We start from the raw sequence: 20,439 nt of genomic DNA on the forward strand, positions 1-20,439 counted from the left end.
CCGCCAAACGAACCTGCGAAATCCCGCCAAACGAAGGTAAGAGTCACAGCAGCGATCGTTGGCGGCGTTCCGTCCCGCACGGGTGTACTCGACAAACCACATTGCTGCTAAGGAGTACTGGGGAGATCTACGAGCGTCGCCAGCGGTCAGTGGCGAGGATCAACCGGCTCTCCGAAAAAACAGAGACTGACAAGCCCCTCTGGCAACCGACGCGTCTCCGGTCCGCGCAGTCTGGCGACCAGGCGTCAGCCGAGCAGCCCCTCGGCCGCGATCCGCCAGTCCTCGACCGGCGGCGTCAGCACGTTCTCGCCGAGCACCTGCACCAGCACGGTCGAGGCCCCTGCGTCCAGGTGCTCCTGCACCCGCGCCCGCGTCGCCTCGACCCCGCGGGTGACCATCGCGTGCTTGAGCCGATCGCTGCCCCCGCGCACGTAGTCCGACTCGTCGAACCCCTGCCGGGTCCACGAGTTCCGATAGTTCGGCAGGCCCGTATAGACGTTGAGGTGATCGTGGGCCCGCGACCGCCACACCTCGTCGTCGTCGTCGACCCCCTCGGCCACCACCGCGGCGTGCTCCACGACCAGGGCCGGCCCGTCGTCGGCGGTCCCGCCGAGGATCTCGCGCGCCCGCGCGGTGTGCTCGGGCAGCGTCAGGTACGGGTGGGCGCCGGCGGTGCGATCGCGCGACAACTCGAGCATCCTGGGGCCGAGCGCGGCGAGCACGACCGGCGGCATCGTGTCCTCGCCCGCCGCCATGGGTTGAGTCCGGTCGAGCGCGTCGAGGTACTCACGCATCGCCGACAGCGGCCGCCCGTAGTGGTGACCACGGTGGCGCTCGACCAGCGGCGCGTGCGAGACGCCGAGGCCCAGGACGAACCGGCCCGGGTGCATGGCCTTGATCGTCCGGGCGGCCGCCCCCGCCGCCGAGGCGTCGCGGCCGTAGATGTTGGCGATGCCGGTGCCGATCGCCATCCGGCGCGTGGCGCCCAGGTACAGCTGCGCGGCGGTGAACGCTTCCCGGCCGACGGCCTCGCCGAACCACAGCGAGCCCCAGCCCTGGTCGTCGAGCTCACCGAGGACGTCGGGAATCGCCGCCGGCGTCAGTCCCTCCAGCGAGCCGGTCCACAGGCCGATCCGGCCGAGCTGCTCGCGACCTGCGGGGCGGTGGCGGGTTCGGTGGGATGCACTGTCCTGGAGGGCACTCATGTTCCCGAGTGTGCCCGACCCCGTCGTCGCCGGGCCGGCCATTCGCCGCAAACGGCCGCGGCCGTCGACCCGGTCGCGACACACTGAGCTGACACGTGTTGCAGCGACACGCGGCACACCCCCGGGCACCGAGGAGACGAGACGCCGATGTACGAGTGGTCCGAGACCGACCTGATGATCCGCGACGCCGTGCGCGGCTTCATCGCCAAGGAGATCCGCCCCCAGCTCGACGCCCTGGAGAGCGGTGAGATCCCGCCCTACCCGATCATCCGGAAGCTGTTCGCCGAGTTCGGCATCGATGCCATGGCCCGCGACGGGGTCGAGAAGATGCTGGCGAAGGAGCGGGCGCGCGAGACGGTCGGCGCGGCGGCCGGGACTGGGACCGCGGGCGGCGAGGCAGCGGGCGGCGGGGTTGCATCCGGTGACGCGCCGCGCGGCGACGGCGGGAGGGGGGACGACGACGAGGACGGCGATTCCGGCGGAGCCCCCGAGAACCGGGACTCCATGATGGCCGTGGTGACCAGTGAACTGGCCGGCGCGTGCATGGGGCTGGTCTCCGCGCTCGGCGTGAGCCTCGGGCTGGGCGCGACCACGATCATGTCCCGCGGGACGCTCGCGCAGAAGGAACGCTGGTTGCCCGGCATCGTGACCATGGAGAAGGTCGCGTCATGGGCGATCACCGAGCCGGACTCCGGTTCCGACGCCTTCGGCGGCATGCGCACCTACGTGCGGCGCGACGGCGAGGACTACATCCTCAACGGCCAGAAGACCTTCATCACCAACGGGCCGTACGCGGACGTGATGATCGTCTACGCCAAGCTCGACGAGGGGTCGGGTGGAGCGGGCAGCACGGGTCCGGCCACGGACGCCGACAAGCGCGACCGCAAGGTGCTGACGTTCGTACTGGACAAGGGCATGGAGGGCCTCACGCAGGGTGCTCCCTTCAAGAAGATGGGCCTGCACAGTTCCCCGACCGGGGAGCTGTTCTTCGACAACGTCCGCCTCGGCAGGGACCGGCTGCTCGGCGAGTCCGAGTCCGGTCGCGGGGGCGACGGCCGCGAGTCGGCGCGGTCGAGCTTCACCGCCGAGCGGATCGGGGTGGCCACCATGGCGCTGGGCATCATCGAAGAGTGCCACCGGCTGTGCGTCGACTACTCCCGCGAGCGCACCCTGTGGGGCCAGGAGATCGGGCGCTTCCAGCTGATCCAGCTCAAGCTGGCGAAGATGGAGGTCGCGCGGATGAACGTGCGCAACATGGTCTTCAACTCCATCGAGCGCGCCCGTGCCGGCAAGCCGCTCTCGCTCGCGGAGGCGTCGGCGATGAAGCTGTACTCGTCCGAGGCGGCCACCGAGGTGGCGCTGGAGGCCGTGCAGTTGTTCGGCGGCAACGGGTACATGGCCGAGTACCGGGTCGAACAGCTCGCCCGCGACGCCAAGTCGCTCATGATCTACGCGGGCAGCAACGAGATCCAGGTGACCCACATCGCGAAGGGGCTCCTCGCCCGGTGAACCGTGGTCCGGTTGCTCCTGCGTCCCGCTCTCGTACCGTCAGTACATGGCCACCGAGATGTTGCACACGTACATGCAGGACCACCACGCCGGTGCCGCCGCCGGGATCGACCTGTTCCGCCGCGTGGCCGAGGACCACGACGACCCGGAGACCAGGAAGGTCGTCTCCCGCATCGGCGACGAGACCGTGGACGACCTCAAGAGCCTCGAGGAGCTCATGACGCTGGCGGGGACGTCACCCTCGATCCTCAAGGACCTGCCCGCCAAGGCCGCCGAGAAGTTCGGCCAGCTCAAGCCCAACCGGCGGGCCGCCGAGCGCTCCCCGCTGAGCGATCTGGTCGAGCTCGAGGCGCTGACCCTCGCCGTGACGGGCAAGACGCTCGGCTTCAAGGCTCTGCTAGACATCGACGACCCCCGGCTTCCCCGGCCCACGCTGGAGAAGCTGGTCGAGCGTGCGGAGCAGCACGGACGCGAACTGGAGAAGCTCCGTCTGCGTTGCACGGACGCGCTGAAGAAGCAGTGACCAGGCGGGGCGGCCCGGGACTCCGTGCCGCCCCGCCCCCACCGCGCCGTCCCCCGCGATGACCTGGGCGGACGGGCTCATCACCGTCAACGCCGACCTCGGGTCGATGACGGAGATCGTCAGCGCCTACCGCGGCGCCGGCGGGCGGGGTCCACTCGCACTCCAGGTGCACATCTCGATCGCCGACACCCTCGGCCGGGCCCGCGACCTCGCACGGGCCAGTGGCAGAACAACTCCGTCGGCGCGCCCCTCGACGCGAACCTGGCCACCCCGGAGGAGCTCGACGTCGCCGGGCGGCACATCCCCGATGAGAAGCTCGCCGAAACGGTGATCGTCACCGACTCCGTCGACGAACTCGTCGTCCGACTGCGCGAGTTCGAGGAGCTCGGGTTCGAGCGGATCTACCTGCACCACGTCGCGCGGGACCAGTCGCCGTTCCTCGAGCTGGCCGAGCGCGACCTGCTCCCCGCGCTGCACGAGGCCGGGGCTGCCACCGGTTGTTAACGCGCAAGCCCCCGCCGAAACACCGCCGTCACACGCCGCTGCCAGAGCGGTAACTCGTACACAGCACCGTATACAGCATCGTATTCCCCCAGTTCAGAAGAGGATTTCCGATGCTGACCACCCCGCCCCGGAGCAACCCCACGTGGATCCACCGCCGCGCCGCTGACGAGATCGCCCGATCAGTGGACGATTCCCTGGCGCGTGCCGCGAACGGCGAGGACCTTCCGCTCGCGGGCCTGACGTTCGCGGTCAAGGACAACATCGACGTCGCCGGCGTTCCCACGACCGCCGGCTGCCCCTCCTTCGCCACCACTCCACCCCGGAACGCGACGGTGGTGCAGCGGTTGGTCGACGCCGGTGCGACGTTCGTCGGCAAGACGAACATGGACCAGTTCGCCACCGGCCTGGTCGGCACCCGTAGCCCGTACGGCGCGGTGCACGCCTCGGGGATGCCGGAACGCATCGCGGGCGGGTCGAGTTCGGGCTCGGCCGTGGTCGTGGCCGACGGCGAGGTCGACTTCGCACTCGGCACCGACACCGCCGGTTCCGGCCGCGTTCCCGCGGCCTTCAACGGGATCGTCGGCCTCAAACCCAGCCCCGGGCTCGTTCCCGCCACCGGCGTCGTGCCCGCGTGCGCCGATTTCGACTGCGTGAGCGTGTTCGCGCGAACGGTGCCCGAGGCCACCCGGGTGATGGCCGTCATCGCCGGGCCGGACGGCGCGGATCCGCGCTGCGGCCCCAGACGGGACGATGTCCCGCTGGCGGCCCCGTCGCGAGCAGTACTCGCCGTCCCGCGGGAACGGGACCTGTCCGCCCTGGGTGCGGAGTACCGCGAGGCCTTCGACCACGCGGTACGCGACCTGAAGCGGTCGGGCGTCGAGATCGTCACAGTGGACATCTCCCCGCTCCTGGACGCCGCGCGGCTGCTCTACGACAGCGCCCTTGTCGCCGAGCGCTATGCGGCCGTCGGGGACGCCGTGTCCCGGGGCTCGGAGGACCTGGACCCGACCGTCGCCGCCATCATCCTCGGTGGCCGTGACGCCGGCGCCGTGGAGTTCGTCGGGGACCTGGAATGTCTCGCCCACGCCGGAGCCCACGCTCGCCGCCTCATGACGGGCATCGACGGTCTGCTCCTGCCGACGACCACCGACCACCCCACCCTCGCGGAGGTCGCCGCGGCCCCGTTCGAGGTGAGCAGACGTCTGGGCACGTTCACCAACTTCTGCAACCTCCTGGACATGTGCGGTGTCGCCGTCCCGGGACGGTCGATCGGCCCGGGACGTTTCGGCGTGATGGTGCTGGCCCCCCGGGACCACGACCAGGTGGCCGCGGACCTCGCCGCCCGCGTCCACTCCACCCTGCTCGGCACCAGCGCTGCGGAGGACCGGGGGCCGGTTCCCGAGATCTGGCCCGGATCGGACACGAGGCTCGCGGTCTTCGGCGCCCACCTCCGTGGCCAGCCGCTGCACCACCAACTCGAGTCACTCGGGGCACGGTTCGTGGGCGACATCCGCACCTCCGCCGACTACAGACTGTTCTCCCTGCCGACGGTGCCCCCGAAGCCCGGCCTCGTCCCGGCCCGCCCGGAGGAGACGGGCCGGTCGATCAACGGTGAGCTGTACCGCCTCCCGCACTCCGCTCTCGGGCGCCTGCTCGCCGAGCTCCCGGCCCCGATGAGCCTGACCCGCGTTTCGCTCGACGGCGGTGAGTCGGTCGTCGGGTTCGGCTGCACGGCCGACGCCCTGGGCGGCGCCGAGGACATCACCGACCACACCGACTGGCGTCTCTACCTCGCCACCACCTCCACCACCCTCGACACCAGTAAGGACGACGCCCGATGCTGACCCCGTTTCGCCGAGTGCTCCTGGCGCTGGTCGCCGTGTTCTCGCTGTCCACGACCGCCTGCTCCACCATCGATTCCACGTTCACCACGCTCGGTAGCGAGAGCGACCTCGAGCGGGTCACCGTCGGCACCCTGCGGGGCCAACCACACCTGTTCGCGCCGTACTTCTATCAGCAGTTCGCTCCCGACCTGGCCATCGAGGTCGCCACGTTCGACTCCTCCCCCGACATCAAGAACGCTCTCGTCAGCGGGCAGATCGACTTCGGTGTGGTGGGCATTCCCGCTCTGCTCGCCGGCGCGGCGGCGGGCGAGGACCTGAGACTGCTGTCCGTCGCCGCGGACGGCGGGTCCGGGTTGGTCGGCACACCCGACATCCGCAGGGTCGAGGACCTCCGGGGCCGGACCGTCGGGTACCCGCGGGGATCGTCACAGGAGATCCTCCTGCGCCTGACGCTCGCCCGACACGGACTCGATGCCGACCGCGACGTCACCCTGGTCAATCTGCCCTTCTCCGACATGGCGACCTCGTTCGGCGGTGGTCGGATCGACGCCTTCCTCTCCGCGGAGCTCGGTCCGTCGACGGCCCGGCAGAACTCCGGGGCGGTGGAGATCGCCTCCCCGTACGACACGCCGGTCGGCAAGGTCAACATCGGCCTCGGGGTCACCCAACGGACCATCGACGCCGACCCGGACAAGGTCGGAAGGATCGCCGACGTCCACCGTCAGGTGGTCGAGTACATGGACGCCCACCGCACCGAGTGGCAGGACAGGGTGGTCGAGCAGTTCTCCCTCGACCCGGAGGTCACCGCCCTCGCCGTGGCCAACACATGGCCCAGATCAGAGATCGACGACGAGTTCCGCGCCCAGCTCGCCGCCCTCATCGAGCAGATGGTCCGCGTCGGCCACATCCCCTCGGCACCGGACGTCGATACGTTCGTCCACTCCGACTGACGCACCCCGATTCCCAGCCAGGCATTTCGACAAGGAGACCAGGACATGACCACTCTCGCTCCCCCGGCGATCGAGCGCCGGACCACCTCGACACCCCACGTCGTGCCCGCCACCGCCGTCAGGCGCGGCCGGGGCCGGACCCGCCGCATCCTGCTCGCCCTGCCGATCCCGCTCGCCATCCTCGCCCTGTGGTGGATCGCGGTCCGTCAGCAGTGGCAGCTGCCGTTCGGCATCGACATGCGGTTCCTCAGTGATCCCCTGACGGTGGCGCAGACCTGGATCGGGTTGGCGGTGGGAACCGGGTCCGATGCTCTGTCCGGTTCGCTGTGGCGGCACACGGCGGCGAGCGCGCTCCGGGTACTCAACGGGTTCCTGCTCGCCGCGGCCGTGGCGATCCCCCTCGGCATCCTCATGGGCCGCCTCCGTGTGATCCGCGAACTCCTCGATTCCACCATCGGCATCCTGCGCCCGATCCCCGTCACCGCATGGGCCCCGCTGAGTCTGCTGCTGATCGGGTACGGGGACCGATCCACCATCTTCCTGGTCTTCCTCGCCGCGTTCTTCCCCATCCTCCTCAACACCATCGCCGGCGCCCACGCCGTGCCGCCGCGCCTCCTCGAGGCCGCCCAGATGCTGGGCGTCGACCGCCTCCGGGTGCTGGTGGACGTGGTTCTCCCGTCGGCGATGCCCTCGATCACCTCGGGCCTGCGGGTCGCGCTCGGCCTGTCCTGGGTGGTCCTGGTGGTGGGCGAGACCGTCGGCATCACCACCGGCCTCGGGGCCCTGATCACCCAGGCCCGCGACATGAGCCGCACCGACGTGATCATCGCCGGGATGCTCACCATCGGCGTGGCCGGCCTCCTCTCGGACGCGCTGCTGCGCCGCGCGCTGTCCACGGTCACCCGGGGCCGCCCCGGGCTCACCTGACCTCCCCGGCCACGCCACCCGGTCGGGCGGCGACCCGCCCGCCGCTGCGACGCACCCCCCGTGCCACCCGCTCCCCGTCTCCCGAAAGGAACTCCCATGACCACCACACTCGAGTCCCGTCCCGTCCCCGCCTCGTCATCGACCACCTCGGCCCCCGGCGCCGCGATCTCCGTGCGAGGGGTGGAGATGCGATTCCCCGGCAAGGACTCCGACGTCCTCGCGCTCTCGGGCCTCGACCTCCACATCGAGGCGGGTCAGTTCGTCAGCATCGTCGGTGCCAGCAGCTGCGGGAAGTCGACCCTGCTTCGGCTCCTCGCCGGCTTCGAGACGGCCACCGACGGCGTCATCGAACTCGGTGGCGTCCCCGTCCGTGGCCCCGGTCCCGACCGTGGGGTCGTCTTCCAGGACTACGGGCTGTTCCCGTGGAGGACATCGATGGAGAACGTGGCGTACGGCCCCCGCCGCAACGGCATGTCGCGAAAGGAGGCCAGGGCGGTGGCCGGTGACGCGCTCGCGCTCGTCGGGTTGGAGACCGCGGCCGGCCGCTTCCCGGGTCAGTTGTCCGGTGGTATGCAGCAGCGCGTCGCGATCGCCCGGGCCCTCGCCAACCGGCCGAGCGTGCTCCTCATGGACGAGCCGTTCGGCGCATTGGACGCCATGACACGCAGCTCGCTGCAGGAGGAACTCACCCGCATCCACCGGGAGACCGGGACGACGACCGTGTTCATCACGCACAGCGTCGAGGAGGCGGTGAACCTCTCCGACAGGGTCATCGTGATGGCGGGGGGCGCCGGATCGGGCCTGTGCGGCCACGTGATCGCCGACATCGACATCGAACTCCCGCGCCCCCGAGACATCAACGCCACCGAGTTCAACAGGTACGAACGGGCCATCTCCGGCCTCATCCACGGGGACGAGTCGTGACCTCGCGGGGTGAGGCGGGCCTCTCGCAGTCCGCCCGTGCGCTGCACGGTCTCCGCGAGCTCGTGACGACGGGCCGCTTCGCGCCCGGGGAGAGACTGGTCGAGGGCCGCCTGTGCGACCAACTGGAGGTGTCCCGCACGCCGCTTCGCGAGGCGCTCATCAGGTTGGACGCCGACGGCCTGCTCGAGCGCCGGGATGACGGTTACTTTCTGGCCCGTTACGACCTCCCCGCTCTGCGGGACCTCTACGAGCTGCGGGTCCTGTTGGAACTCAGCGGGCTACGGCGAATCGCGGAGAACCCCGACCTACGCCCGGACCTCCGATCGCTGAGCGAGTTGCGCCGGGCCTGGTCGCCGCTCCTCTCCACACCCCCCACCCCGGGACCGGATCTGGTGGAGCGGGACGAGGCGTTCCACGTGAAACTCTCCTCGGCCTGCGGGAACGCGGCCGTGACCGACCAGCTCCGCGCCGTCAACGCCCGTATCCGCCCCATGAGGATGTACGACTACTCGACGGAGGAGCGGGTGCACGCGACGGTCTCCGAGCATCTGGAAGTACTCGACCGCGTCCTCGACGGTGACGTCACCACCGCGATCGACCTGCTGCGCGGCCACGTCGGATCCTCGCTCGCCGAGGTCGAGGACAAAGCTCGACGCTCGCTGACCAACCGTGCGCTCCACGCCGCCGGGTAGTCCCGTACCGGGCAGTCCGGTGCCGGGACGCCCCGAGCCGGGCCACCGGGTACGACGGCCACCCGCGGGGGCGGGGGCGTGCCCGGCCCGCCGCGTCAGCGCATCTCGCCGGCGCCCGCGTACGGGTGGAGGCTCGTCGTGGGACGCCCTTCCGCGAACCGGGCGTACCGACAGTCGGCCGGGTCGACGCCCGACATCGTCGTCGTCCCCTCCGTGAGCAACTCGGCGACCAGCCGACCGACCGCGGGCGCCATCTTGAACCCGTGACCGGAGAACCCCACCGCGAGGAACAGCCCCTCGATCGGCGACGGGCCGATGATCGGGTTGTAGTCCGGCGTCGTGTCATACGCCCCCACATAGCTGCCGGTGATCGACGGATCGGGCATGTCCGGCAGGCGGTGCATGAGCCGCTCGACGACCTTCTCCACGGTCGAGGAATCGGCCCTGTTGGCGTAGGCGTCGGGGTCGATGTACTGCGGCGCGGCGTGGTCCGAGTTGCCGGCCAGGATCTCCCCGTTCGGTTCGCGGCACAGGTACTGCAGGCCCACCAGGTCGGACAGCGTGGGGACCTGCCCGAGCGGTTCGCCCTGGTCCACCATCACGAGCTGGGCGCGCTGCGCACGGACCGGGATGTCGATCCCGACCGTGGCGCCGAGCTGCGGGGCCCACACGCCGGTCGCGAGGATCACGTGCTCGGCGTAGACCTCCGTGCCGTCGGCGAACTCCGCGCCCACGACCCGGTCCCCGCAACCGCGGAGGAGCGAGACCACGCGGGTGCTCTGACGGACGCGCACGCCGCGGGCACGCGCGGCGGCCGCGAACGCCATCCCCGTCATGTACGCCTCGCCCCTGCCGCCCCGCGGTTCCCACGCTGCGGCCGCGACGTCCTCGACGTTGAGCCCCGGCCACAGCTCCGCCATCCGGTCCGGGGTGATGAGTTCCGTCTCGATCCCCAGACTCTGCTGCATCGCCACGTTCGCCCGCAGCGGGGCCACGTTCTCGTCGCCGACGATCACGGCGTACCCGCACTGACGGAAGCCCATGTCGTCGCCGAGCAACTCGCCGGCGTTCTCGAACACCGGGATGCTGTGCCAGCTCAGCGCCGCCATGGTCGGCGACCCGTAGTGGCAGCGCACGATACCGCTGGACTTGCCGGTCATGCCGGAGCACAGCGTGTCCTTCTCGACCACGAGCACGTCCGTCTCACCGCGCTCGGTGAGGTTCCAGGCGATCGACAGGCCCTCCAGGCCGCCGCCGATGATGAGGTACTGCGCCGTCTCGGTCACGGGGGTTCTCCTTCTGTCGTGAGGGTGGTCGGTCGGCCGGGGTCGGTCGGGATCAGTCTGCGGCGAGCAGGTCGGCCAGGACGTCGGCCAGCGCCTCGGCGCCGCGCTCGGCGTCGGCGTCCTCGACGTGCTCGGCCGGCGAGTGCGAGACCCCCGAGGGATTGCGGACGAAGAGCATCGCGGTGGGCACGTGCGCGGCCAGGACACCGGCGTCGTGACCGGCACCGGTCGGCAGGATCGGCACCCCGGGCAGGTCGGCGCACAGTCGGTCACGCAGGACGGGATCGAAGTCGACCGACCCGCTCAGCGACTCCTGCACGACGGCGACCTCGCAACCCTCGAGCAGCGCCGCCGCCGACGCCGCCTCGGAGATCTCGTGGACGATCCGCGCGGTGACCGCGTCATCGGGATGGCGGACGTCGAGCCACAGGTCCACCCGGGAGGCGATCACGTTGGTCCCGCCGGGCGTGGGCACCAGACGCCCGACCGTGGCCCGTGCCCCCCGGTGCAGGCCCGCGATCCGGCGGACGTCGAGGACGGTCCGCGAGGCCGGGATCATGGGGTCGCGGCGGTCGGCGAGCACGGTGGTGCCCGCGTGGTTGCCCTGACCGGTGAAGGTCACCCGCCAGCGACCGTGACCGATGATCGACGAGGCGACGGCGACCGGGCTGCCCAGGTCGATCAGGCCCCGCCCCTGCTCGACGTGCAGTTCCACGAACCGACCGATCCTCCCCAGTGCCTCCTCGTCGCGACCCATGCGGGCAGGATCGAGTCCGTGCAGGGCGCACAACTCCCCGAACGTCGTGCCGTCGTCGTCGGTCAGGGCGGCGGCCACCGCCGGGTCCATGGCCCCGTTGAGCAGCAACGAGCCCAGACAGGCGCGGCCGAAACGCGAACCCTCCTCCTCCGGGAAGACGGTCAGTGCCAGCGCCCGGCGCGGATGGATGCCGCGGGCGGCCAGGTGGTCGACGGCCACGAGCGCGGAGGCCACCCCGAGCGGCCCGTCGAACGCCCCTCCCCCGGGCACGGAATCCAGGTGACTGCCGGTCACCACCGCGTCGGTGAGCGGATGCCCGGCCGGGTTCCACCAGGCCCAGATGATGCCGTTGCGGTCCGTCTCGCAGTCCAGCCCCCGGGCGGCGGCCTCGGCGAGGAACCACTCGCGCAGGTCCAGCTCGGGCGTGGAGAACACGGGCCGGCTGTACCCGCCGCGGGTGGGGTCGGTGCCGACGTCGCGGATCGCGGACATCAGCGAGGTGACGGTGGGAGCGGACGGGGCCGTCATGGCGAGATCCTCGGGATTCGGGGACGACGGGGCGTCCCGGTAACGGGCGGTGGGTGCGGGCAGGTGGGTGCGGGCGGTAGGTGCGGGCAGGTGGGTGCGGGAATGCAGCGGCCCGGGTGGGGTGGGAGAAGGCGCATCGGCGCGCGAGCGCCCGAGCAGTCAGCGGTGGACGCGACAGGCGGGCGGTCCGGGGGTCCGGATCAGCCCTCGACACCGTCCGGGTAGGCGGTCACCGAGAGGAATCGGATGGGCAGCTCGAGCATCGCCACCGGGCCGTGGACCCCCTCGCCGTCGAGAAGCAACGAGTCCCCGGGCCGGAGCCGGTACTCCGACTCGGCGTGGTGATAGATCATGTCGCCGGCCAGCATGTACAGCAGCTCGGTGCCCGGGTGCTGGAAACGGGGATGCGCCTCCGACTCGGCGGTCAGGGTGACCAGGACCGGCTCGATGCGCTTGTTCGGGCCCCGCAGCGCGCCGAGCAGCTCGTAGACGTGACCGGCCGCCGTGCCGCGGCCCACGATCGTGGCGCCCTGACCGTCGGCGGTGAACACCGCGTCCCGCCGGGTGTCCGCGCCACGCAGCAGCGAGGTGACAGGGACGTCGAGCCCCGAGGCGAGCTTCGCCAGCATGCTCAACGAGCACGAGGTCTGGGCGTTCTCGATCTTGGACAGCATCGCCTTGGAGATGCCGATCCGCTGCGCCATCTCCGCCACCCCAAGCCCCTCGGAGAGGCGGAGTCGGCGGACGTGGAACCCGATGATCCGCTCGAGATCGCCGCCGGTGGGGACGTCCACCGGCAGCTCGCGGGGGGCGGCCTGGTGGACGATCCTGCGCGCGGCCTCCGGCTCGGTCCCCATGGCGTCGACGATAGTCTCCGGCGCGGCGGCGACCTCCGGGGCGACGGTCATCTCACATGCCCCGCCCGGCCCGGCCGGGGATCCAGTCGGTCCCGGCGAGCGGCACCCGGGCCATCGCGGCGGCCTCCATCGTCAGCGCGACCAGGTCATCCGGCTCCAGGTGCGTGAGGTGGGACTTACCGCAGGCCCGGGCGATGGTCTGCGCCTCCATCGTGAGCACGTGCAGGTAGTTGGCCAGGCGCCTCCCCGCGGCGACCGGGTCCAGCCTGGCGGCCAGCTCCGGGTCCTGGGTGGAGATGCCTGCCGGGTCCCGCCCCTCCTGGAAGTCGTCGTAGAAGCCGGCCGCCGAGCCCAGCTCGCGGTACTCCTGCTCGTAGCGGGGGTCGTTGTCGCCCAGGGCGATGAGCGCGGCGGTCCCTATCGCGACCGCGTCCGCCCCGAGCGCCATCGCCTTGGCCACGTCCGCACCCGACCGGATCCCGCCGGAGACGATGAGCTGGACCTCGCGATGCAGGTCCATCTCCTGCAACGCCTGCACGGCCTGCGGGATCGCCGCGAGGGTGGGGATGCCGACGTGCTCGATGAACACGTCCTGGGTGGCGGCCGTGCCCCCCTGCATGCCGTCCACCACCACGACGTCGGCGCCGGCCTTCACCGCCAGCTTCACGTCGTAGTAGGTGCGGGTGGCGCCCACCTTGACGTAGATCGGCTTCTCCCACCCGGTGATCTCCCGCAGCTCGAGGATCTTGATGGCCAGATCGTCCGGCCCCGTCCAGTCCGGGTGCCGGCATGCCGAGCGCTGGTCGATGCCCCTGGGCAGGGTGCGCATCCGCGCGACCCGGTCGGAGATCTTCTGCCCGAGCAGCATCCCTCCCCCACCAGGTTTGGCCCCCTGTCCCAACACCACCTCGATCGCATCCGCCTTGCGCAGGTCGACCGGGTTCATGCCGTATCGCGACGGCAGGTACTGGTAGACGAGCTTCGAGCTCTGCCCGCGCTCCTCGGCCGTCATCCCCCCGTCGCCGGTGGTCGTGGAGGTCCCGGCGGCGCTGGCGCCCCGGCCGAGCGCCTCCTTCGCCTGCGCGGACAGGGCGCCGAAGCTCATGCCCGCGATCGTCACCGGGATGTCCAGATGGATGGGCTTCGAGGCGTGCCGGGCACCCAGGGTGATGTCGGTGTCGCAGCGCTCGCGGTAGCCCTCGAGCGGGTACCGGGACATCGATGCGCCGAGGAAGAGCAGGTCGTCGAAGTGGGGCAGTCGACGCTTGGCGCCCCAGCCGCGGATGTCGTAGATCCCGGTGTCGGCGGCTCGCTGGATCTCGTGGATGACCGCCCGCGGGAAGGTCGCGGATTCGCGCAGGGTCGGGTCGTCGGCGCCCGGCGGCCGCATGGCGGTGGTGGCGTATCGGGTCGGTCCGTCGAAGGGCATGGTGGACTCCTCTGGTGCGGGTCGCCGGGGGCGAGCGGATGGGGTGGTTCAGTACGCCGAGGCGTTGTCGACGTCGAAGTTGTAGAGCGTGCGGGCGGACCCGTACCGGCGGAACCCGGCTGTCGGAGCGTCGGCGTACCCCGCACGGTCGAGTAGGTCGGTGAGCTCGTCGTGGTGCTCTGACCGCATCGGTTTCTCCACGCAGTCGGCGCCGAGAGAGGTGACCGACCCCCGGACGTAGATGTGGACCTCGTAGAGCGAGTCCCCCAGGGCGTCCCCGGCGTCACCGAGCACGACCAGCCGACCGGCCTGACCCATGAAGCAGCTCATGTGCCCGATCGACCCGCCCACGACGATGTCGACGCCCTTCATCGAGATGCCGCACCGGGCGCCGGCATCACCGGTGATCACGAGCAGGCCGCCGTGCGCGGTGGCGCCGGCCGACTGGGAGGCCGAACCGTGGACGCGGACCGTCCCGGACATCATGTTCTCCGCGACGCCGACGCCCACGTTGCCGTTGACGGTCACGTGGGCGCCGTCGTTCATCCCGGCCGTGTAATACCCGGTCGGACCGTCGATGATCACCTCGTCGGGTCTGTCGAGGCCGACGGCCAGGGCGTGCGCCCCCCTCGGGTCCGTGACGAGGAACCGGCCGGTCCCGTCGGACTCCTGCAGCATCCGGTTGACCTCGCGCAGGGAGGCATCGTGCAGGTTGATCACGCGGGATGCGGTCGTGGGCTCGGCCGCGGAGGTCTGGTCGGGGGTGAGGTCCTGATCGGCGATGACGGTCATGGTGGGTCCTTCGGGTGCGGGGCTGGGGCGGTGACGGGGTCCGACTGTCGGCGGTGCGCGCTCAGCGGTGCCAGTGGTAGATGCGGCCGGGTTCGGGCTCGTAGAGGCGGGCGCTCTCGATACCCGGCAGGTGCGCCATCGCCCGGTATTCCGACGCCATCGCCACGTACTGGTCGGTCTCGGCGATCACCGCGGGTTTGCAGGCGATGGGGTCGCGCACCACGGCGAAGTCGTCCGCGGTGGAGACCAGCAGCGTGTAGAAGCCGTCCAGCACTCCGGCCATCTCCTCGAGCGCCTGGTCGATGCCGGCGCCCTGCGCGATCTGGGCGGCGACGAACCGGGCGGCGACCTCGGTGTCGTTGAGCGTGTCGCAGCGGATGTCGCGTCGGGCGAGCTGCCGTCGGACCGAGGCGTGGTTGGAGAAGGACCCGTTGTGGACGATGCACTGGTCCGGTCCGACGGAGAAGGGGTGCGACCCGGCGGGCGTCACCGCCGACTCGGTGGCCATCCGGGTGTGGCCGACCCCCTGCCAGCCGCTGGCTCCGGCCAGGCCGAAACCGGCGGCCAGGTCGAGCGGCAGGCCGGTCCCCTTGAGCACGGCCAGCTCGCGACCCATTCCCACCAGGACCACCTCGGGGGCGGCGGTGCGGACGGCGGCCGCCAGCGAGTCGACGTCGGTGACGGCACTGAGCAATGTGGTGGCGCCGAGTTCCTGTCCGTCGACCGGGCGGCCGAGTTCGGCGCCCACGCGCTGGGTGAGAGCGTCGACGCCGACGCCGTCGGCAAGCACGGTGACCGTCGCGGATCCGGCCGGGGTCCAGTCCCGGTTGCCGTACACGGCGACCCCTGCGGAGTCGGGGCCCCGGTCGGTCATCTCGCCGAGCATGGTGGTGAGCAGTTCGCCGAGCCGGGGCTCGAGGCCGGGGTCGCGGAGGTGGAGTCCGACGATGCCGCACATGGATTCTCCTGAGGTGTAGTGAGAGCGGGTGGGTGGGTGACGCAGGGTCGTCGGCGGCTCACAACGCCGTGAGGTACTCGTCGATCTCCCACTGGGTGACGGTGTTGTGCCAGGCGGTGAACTCGTCGCGCTTGAGGCCGGCGTAGTAGTCCGCGACGCCGTCTCCACAGGTGTCGAGGGCCGCGCGCACGACGTCGTCGGCGACCATCGCCTCCACGGCGTGCAGGAGCGTCGGTGGCAGGGTGTGGGTGGCGTCGGTGACGGCGGCGGGCGGTCCCGGGTCGAGGTCGCGTCGGATGCCGTCGAGTCCGGCCGCGAGCTGGACCGCCATCGCGAGGTAGGGGTTCGCGGATCCGTCACCGCCGCGCAGTTCGACCCGGTTCGCGTCGGGGACGCGGAGGTAGTGGGTCCGGTCGTTGCCGCCGTAGGTCGCATCGGTCGGCGACCAGGTCGCACCGGAGGTCGTGGTGCGTGCACCGATGCGCTTGTAGGAGTTGATCGTCGGACACAGGACCGCGTGCATACCGGAGGCGTGGGTGAGGATGCCGCCGATGAAGGCGTAGGCGGTGGGCGAGAGCCCCAGCCCGTACCGGTCCGGGCCCTCGGAGGGGAACACCGCGTCGCCCCCGCGCCAGAGTGACATGTGCAGGTGCATCCCCGAGCCGGTCCGGTCGGAGAACGGCTTGGGCATGAAGGTGGCGATCATGTCCCGTTGTTCGGCCAGCATCGAGATGATGTAGCGCAGTGTCATGACCCGGTCGGCGGTGACCATGGCCTCGTCGTAGGCGAAATTCTGCTCGAACTGCCCGTTGCCGTCCTCGTGGTCGTTGGCGTAGTTGGACCACCCGAGGGTGTTCATCGCCTCCGAGACCCCGGCGAGGTGCTCGTACATGCGGGTGACGCCGCGTGCGTCGTAGCAGGGGTGGGACTCGTCGTCCTTCGGGTCGGCGGTGCGCAGCGTGCCGTCGGCGTTCCGGCGGACCAGGAAGTACTCGACCTCGGCGCCCACCTTGAGCTCGAGGCCGTTGGTGGCGGCGTCGGCGAGCACCCGGCCGAGGATGACGCGTGGCGCGAAGCGCCACGGTCGCCCGCCCACCCAGGGGTCACAGTGCACGAGGGCCAACCCGGGTTTGATGAAGTCCAACGAGGTGAAGGACCGCGCGTCGGGGACGACGACGAGGTCGGGGTCTTCCGGTTGTTGGCCCATCGCGTCGGCCGCGTAACCGGCGAAGCCGAGCTCTCCGGCTTCGAGTTGGTCGACGGCCGAGGCCGGCACGAGCTTGGCGCAGGGTTTGCCACGGAGGTTGGTGAAGACGGCGAGGACGAATCGCGTCCCGGTCTCGGCAACGACCCTGGCGAGGGGGCCCGGCCCCTGGTCGGCCCCCGTCCTGATCGGCGCGACCGGAGGGTGGACGGCCGAGCCGTTCCGGGAAGCGGCGACCCCGACGGTGGGATCTGCGGTCACTGTCATGGGCCCTCCTGGGCTTGTTTCTGCGTGGTGTTCATAACCTACTGAGCGGAAACCCCGTGGTGGTTACCGCCGTGTTACGGCTTCGCGGAGCATCGCGTCCGGCGCTCACCTGCGGCGAAGGGACGAACCGCTGTAGCGGGGTGTTCCTCCGCCGAATCCGGTAACCAGATGGAAACCATCGCGATACGCGGCGGTGAGCACCACGGGATCACACTGTGAAACGTTCGTTTATCCCGACAGCCGCCACCGGTGGCCTGCAGAGAAAAGAGAGACAGATGGACGTAGCCATCGCGGCGGCGGACACCGCCTGGGTGCTCGCGGCCATGGTCGCAGTGGCGCTGATGGTGCCCGGTCTCGCCCTGTTCTACGGCGGCATGGTCAGCATCCGCAGCACGCTCAACATGATGATGATGACGATCGGTGCGGTCGCGGTGATGGCCGTGCTGTGGGTCGTCGTCGGGTACTCCCTCACCTTCGGCAACTCGCTCGGCGGGCTCGGGCTCCTCGGGGACCCCCTGGAGTACCTGGGGCTGAGGGGGATCATGGCCGAGCCTGAGACACCGGGACTTCCGCCCGCCCTGTTCGCCGGATTCCTCCTGCTGTTCGCGGGCATCACGGTCGCACTGGTGGCCGGCGGCGTCGCCGACCGGATGAAGTTCTCCACCTGGCTGGTCTTCGCCCTGGTGTGGCCTCTGCTCGTCTTCTTCCCCGTCGCCCACTGGGTGTTCGCGTTCGATTCCGAGGACGGCTCGGTCGTGGGCGGGTGGATCGCCAACGGCCTGGGCGCGATCGATCTCGCCGGCGGTACCGCCATCCACATCAACGCCGGCATCGCCACACTCGCCCTGGTCCTCGTACTGGGGCGCCGCGCCGGGTTCCCCACGGTGAGCCGGCCGCACAGTGTCCCCCTGACCTTCCTCGGCGCCGGGATGCTGTTCGCGGGCTGGATCGGCTTCAACGCCGGCTCGGCGGTCGCCGCGGGCAACACGGCCGGCGTCGCCGCCCTGAACACCGTCGTCGCCGCCCTGTGCGGGGCCCTGGCGTGGATGATCACCGAACAGGTCCGGGCCAAGCACCCCACCACCCTGGGTGTCGCGTCCGGGCTGGTCGCCGGCATGGTCGGCATCACCCCGGCCGCCTCGTCGGTGAGCCCGCTCGGCGCCATCGCGATCGGCCTGATCTGCGGCGTGGTGTGCCACTACGCGGTGGGCCTGAAGTTCCGCCTGGGATACGACGACTCCCTCGACGTGGCCGGGCTGCACCTCGTCGCCGGCGTCATCGGCACGATGCTCATCGGCGTCATCGCCGATCCCGCCTCGCCCGTCGGTGAGGCCGGGTTGCTGTACGGCGGCGGGTTCGGGCAGCTCGGGGCGCAGACCCTCGCCACGGTGGCCGTGGTCGCCTACTCGTTCCTGGTCACGCTGCTCATCGCGGTCGTCCTCGACAAGACGATAGGGCTGCGCGTCACCGAGGAGGCAGAGCTCGAGGGCCTCGACAAGGCCTACCACCGCGAGATGGCGTACTTCCAGGACGGTCTCGGGACGGCCGCGGCCGTGGAGGACTCACCGGAGGAGGTGGCGAACACGACGAAGAACTGACGCCTCACGCGACTGCATGACCCCGGGGTCTGCCGCCGGTTCGATCCGACTCGGCTGCGGGCCCCGGGGTTCGGCGTGTCCCGGTTCGTCGTGTCCCGGTTCGTCGTGCCCCGGGTTCGTCGTGCCCGACGGCGGGTCAGACGTTCCGGATCGCGATCGACCGGGTGTTGAGGTAGCACTCCATGGCCTCGGGACCGCCCTCGGAGCCGTAGCCCGAGTCCTTCACCCCGCCGAACGGCAGCTCGGCGGACGGCATCGACGGCATGTTGACCCACAGCATCCCCACCTCGACCCTGCGGGTGAGGAGGTCCGCGTTCGCGAGCGACCCGGTGAACGCGTAACCGGCCAACCCGTAGGGCAGGCGGTTGGCCTCGGCGATCGCCTCGTCGAGGTGATCGAACCCCCGGATGGCGGCGACGGGCCCGAACGGCTCGTCGTTGAACAACCGCGCCTCGGTCGGCACCTCGTTGAACACGGTGGGAGCCCAGTAGTTGCCCGCGTCGCCGATCCGGTGACCGCCGGTGAGGACCTCCGCACCCCGGTCGACGGCGTCGGAGTGGAACTCACTCATCGCCGCGAGTCGACGATCGTTGGCGAGGGGACCCATGGTGGTGCCGTCCTCGAGTCCGCTGCCGACCCGGATCTGCCCGGCGTGCCGGGCCAGTTCGCGGGCGAACTCGTCGCGGATGCCGTTCTGCACCAGGAACCGCGTCGGGGAGATGCACACCTGACCGGCGTTGCGGAACGTCATGGGGCCCATGGCGTCGAGGACCAGCCGGAGGTCGGCGTCGTCGCAGACGATGACCGGCGCGTGGCCGCCGAGCTCCATCGAGCTGCGCTTCATGTGCTGTCCCGCCATCGCGGCCAACTGCTTGCCGACGGCCGTCGAGCCGGTGAACGTGATCTTCCGGATCACGGGGTGCGGGATGAGATACCCGGAGATCTCGGCAGGGTCCCCGTAGACCAGACCCAACACCCCGGCCGGCAGGCCCGCATCGGCGAAGGCCCGGATGAGCTCGGCGGGACTGGCCGGGGTCTCCTCCGGCGCCTTGACGATCAGGGAACACCCCGCCGCCAGCCCGGCCGCGATCTTGCGGACCACCTGGTTGACGGGGAAGTTCCAGGGCGTGAACGCCGCCACCGGGCCGACCGGGTCCTTCACCACCATCTGGCGGATCGTGAGGTCGCTGCGGTGGGGTACGAGCCTGCCATAGACGCGGAGTCCCTCATCGGCGAACCAGTCGACGATGGTGGCCGCCGCGAGGATCTCGCCCTTCGCCTCCCGCAGCGGTTTGCCCTGCTCCAGCGTCATCATGCGGGCGACGGAATCGGCCCGTTCCCGCAACAGCTGCGCCGCCGCGCGCATGATCGAGCCGCGCTTGGCCGGGGTCGTGTCCCGCCACACGGCGAAGCCCCGGTCGGCGGCGTCGAGGGCGCGGTCCAGGTCCGCGGTGGAGGCGTGGGCGACCGTGCCGATCACTTGCCCGTCGGCCGGGTTGCGCACGTCGATGGTGCGGCCGTCGGCGGAGTCGGTCCACTGGTCGTCGATGAACAGGCGGGTGTCCGGATAGGCGCTGGTGGGTGCGTGGCTCATGCCTCACTTCTACCCGCCCCGCCCGCAGGGGCGCCGTCGTATCCACCACCGGGGCCCCGCCGCCCGACGGCCGCCACGCGGACGACAGACG

The 20,439-nt window shown here is 70.9% G+C and carries 18 protein-coding genes; 9 read left to right on the top strand and 9 right to left on the bottom strand.

All coding sequences use genetic code 11. The annotated features are described in order from the left end of the window. Positions 1-245 precede the first annotated feature (245 nt). Positions 246-1,205, bottom strand: a complete 960-nt coding sequence (locus G6023_RS03270; RefSeq protein WP_063972779.1) for a TIGR03620 family F420-dependent LLM class oxidoreductase — start codon at positions 1,203-1,205, stop codon at positions 246-248. A 147-nt stretch (positions 1,206-1,352) separates the two neighbouring features. Here G6023_RS03270 and G6023_RS03275 point away from each other — a divergent pair, with 147 nt between their 5' ends. The 8 genes from G6023_RS03275 (at position 1,353) to G6023_RS03310 (ending at position 9,078) form a co-directional block, all read left to right on the top strand. Beyond that, entirely contained in the window at positions 1,353-2,714 is a 1,362-nt protein-coding gene (locus G6023_RS03275; protein WP_067716479.1) for an acyl-CoA dehydrogenase family protein, read from the top strand. Between the two features lie 46 nt (positions 2,715-2,760). Further along, positions 2,761-3,237, top strand: coding sequence for a hypothetical protein (locus tag G6023_RS03280; RefSeq protein WP_067716482.1), 477 nt, complete (start codon positions 2,761-2,763; stop codon positions 3,235-3,237). A gap of 327 nt (positions 3,238-3,564) precedes the next feature. Next, positions 3,565-3,741 (top strand): hypothetical protein, encoded by a 177-nt coding sequence (locus G6023_RS03285; protein ID WP_182634077.1) that lies wholly within the window; start codon positions 3,565-3,567, stop codon positions 3,739-3,741. A gap of 110 nt (positions 3,742-3,851) precedes the next feature. Further along, a complete protein-coding gene (gene atzF, locus G6023_RS03290; RefSeq protein WP_069389460.1) occupies positions 3,852-5,585 on the top strand; it encodes an allophanate hydrolase in 1,734 nt (577 codons plus the stop codon). Then, positions 5,579-6,535: an ABC transporter substrate-binding protein gene (locus tag G6023_RS03295; protein WP_069389459.1), complete on the top strand. Its 957-nt coding sequence runs from the start codon at positions 5,579-5,581 to the stop codon at positions 6,533-6,535. The genes atzF and G6023_RS03295 overlap by 7 nt, the downstream gene beginning before the upstream one ends. Before the next feature lie 45 nt (positions 6,536-6,580). Next, complete coding sequence (locus G6023_RS03300) at positions 6,581-7,462, top strand: ABC transporter permease (RefSeq protein WP_083249701.1); 882 nt, start codon at positions 6,581-6,583, stop codon at positions 7,460-7,462. A 96-nt stretch (positions 7,463-7,558) separates the two neighbouring features. Continuing rightward, positions 7,559-8,386 carry an ABC transporter ATP-binding protein gene (locus G6023_RS03305; protein ID WP_083249700.1) on the top strand — a complete coding sequence of 276 codons (828 nt, stop codon included), beginning with the start codon at positions 7,559-7,561 and terminating at the stop codon, positions 8,384-8,386. Further along, positions 8,383-9,078, top strand: a complete 696-nt coding sequence (locus G6023_RS03310) for a GntR family transcriptional regulator (protein ID WP_069389458.1) — start codon at positions 8,383-8,385, stop codon at positions 9,076-9,078. Before G6023_RS03305 ends, G6023_RS03310 begins: the two co-directional genes overlap by 4 nt. A 95-nt stretch (positions 9,079-9,173) precedes the next feature. Here G6023_RS03310 and G6023_RS03315 read toward each other — a convergent pair whose 3' ends face one another. From G6023_RS03315 to glnT, 7 genes are all read right to left on the bottom strand, one after another. Beyond that, positions 9,174-10,364, bottom strand: coding sequence for an NAD(P)/FAD-dependent oxidoreductase (locus G6023_RS03315; protein ID WP_182634078.1), 1,191 nt, complete (start codon positions 10,362-10,364; stop codon positions 9,174-9,176). A 52-nt stretch (positions 10,365-10,416) separates the two neighbouring features. Then, positions 10,417-11,649, bottom strand: coding sequence for an allantoate amidohydrolase (locus G6023_RS03320; protein ID WP_069389457.1), 1,233 nt, complete (start codon positions 11,647-11,649; stop codon positions 10,417-10,419). 200 nt (positions 11,650-11,849) lie between these two features. After that, the gene (locus G6023_RS03325; RefSeq protein ID WP_069389466.1) at positions 11,850-12,506 is read right to left on the bottom strand and encodes a helix-turn-helix domain-containing protein; all 657 of its coding nucleotides are present in this window, start codon (positions 12,504-12,506) and stop codon (positions 11,850-11,852) included. A gap of 52 nt (positions 12,507-12,558) precedes the next feature. Beyond that, complete coding sequence (locus G6023_RS03330) at positions 12,559-13,896, bottom strand: FMN-binding glutamate synthase family protein (protein WP_069389465.1); 1,338 nt, start codon at positions 13,894-13,896, stop codon at positions 12,559-12,561. Between the two features lie 87 nt (positions 13,897-13,983). Further along, a complete protein-coding gene (locus tag G6023_RS03335) occupies positions 13,984-14,727 on the bottom strand; it encodes a GltB/FmdC/FwdC-like GXGXG domain-containing protein (protein ID WP_083249699.1) in 744 nt (247 codons plus the stop codon). 61 nt (positions 14,728-14,788) lie between these two features. Then, positions 14,789-15,685, bottom strand: a complete 897-nt coding sequence (locus G6023_RS03340; RefSeq protein ID WP_069389456.1) for a class II glutamine amidotransferase domain-containing protein — start codon at positions 15,683-15,685, stop codon at positions 14,789-14,791. 58 nt (positions 15,686-15,743) lie between these two features. Continuing rightward, the gene (glnT, locus tag G6023_RS03345; protein ID WP_083249698.1) at positions 15,744-17,156 is read right to left on the bottom strand and encodes a type III glutamate--ammonia ligase; all 1,413 of its coding nucleotides are present in this window, start codon (positions 17,154-17,156) and stop codon (positions 15,744-15,746) included. Positions 17,157-17,431: 275 nt separating this feature from the next. Here glnT and G6023_RS03350 point away from each other — a divergent pair, with 275 nt between their 5' ends. Next, on the top strand, positions 17,432-18,754 hold the full coding sequence (locus G6023_RS03350) for an ammonium transporter (protein WP_132064058.1): 1,323 nt from the start codon (positions 17,432-17,434) through the stop codon (positions 18,752-18,754). Between the two features lie 136 nt (positions 18,755-18,890). Here G6023_RS03350 and G6023_RS03355 read toward each other — a convergent pair whose 3' ends face one another. Beyond that, the gene (locus G6023_RS03355) at positions 18,891-20,348 is read right to left on the bottom strand and encodes an NAD-dependent succinate-semialdehyde dehydrogenase (RefSeq protein ID WP_069389454.1); all 1,458 of its coding nucleotides are present in this window, start codon (positions 20,346-20,348) and stop codon (positions 18,891-18,893) included. Positions 20,349-20,439 lie beyond the last annotated feature (91 nt).

The sequence above is a fragment of the Dietzia sp. DQ11-71 genome (genome assembly GCF_014144995.1).
Lineage (GTDB): Bacteria > Actinomycetota > Actinomycetes > Mycobacteriales > Mycobacteriaceae > Dietzia > Dietzia kunjamensis.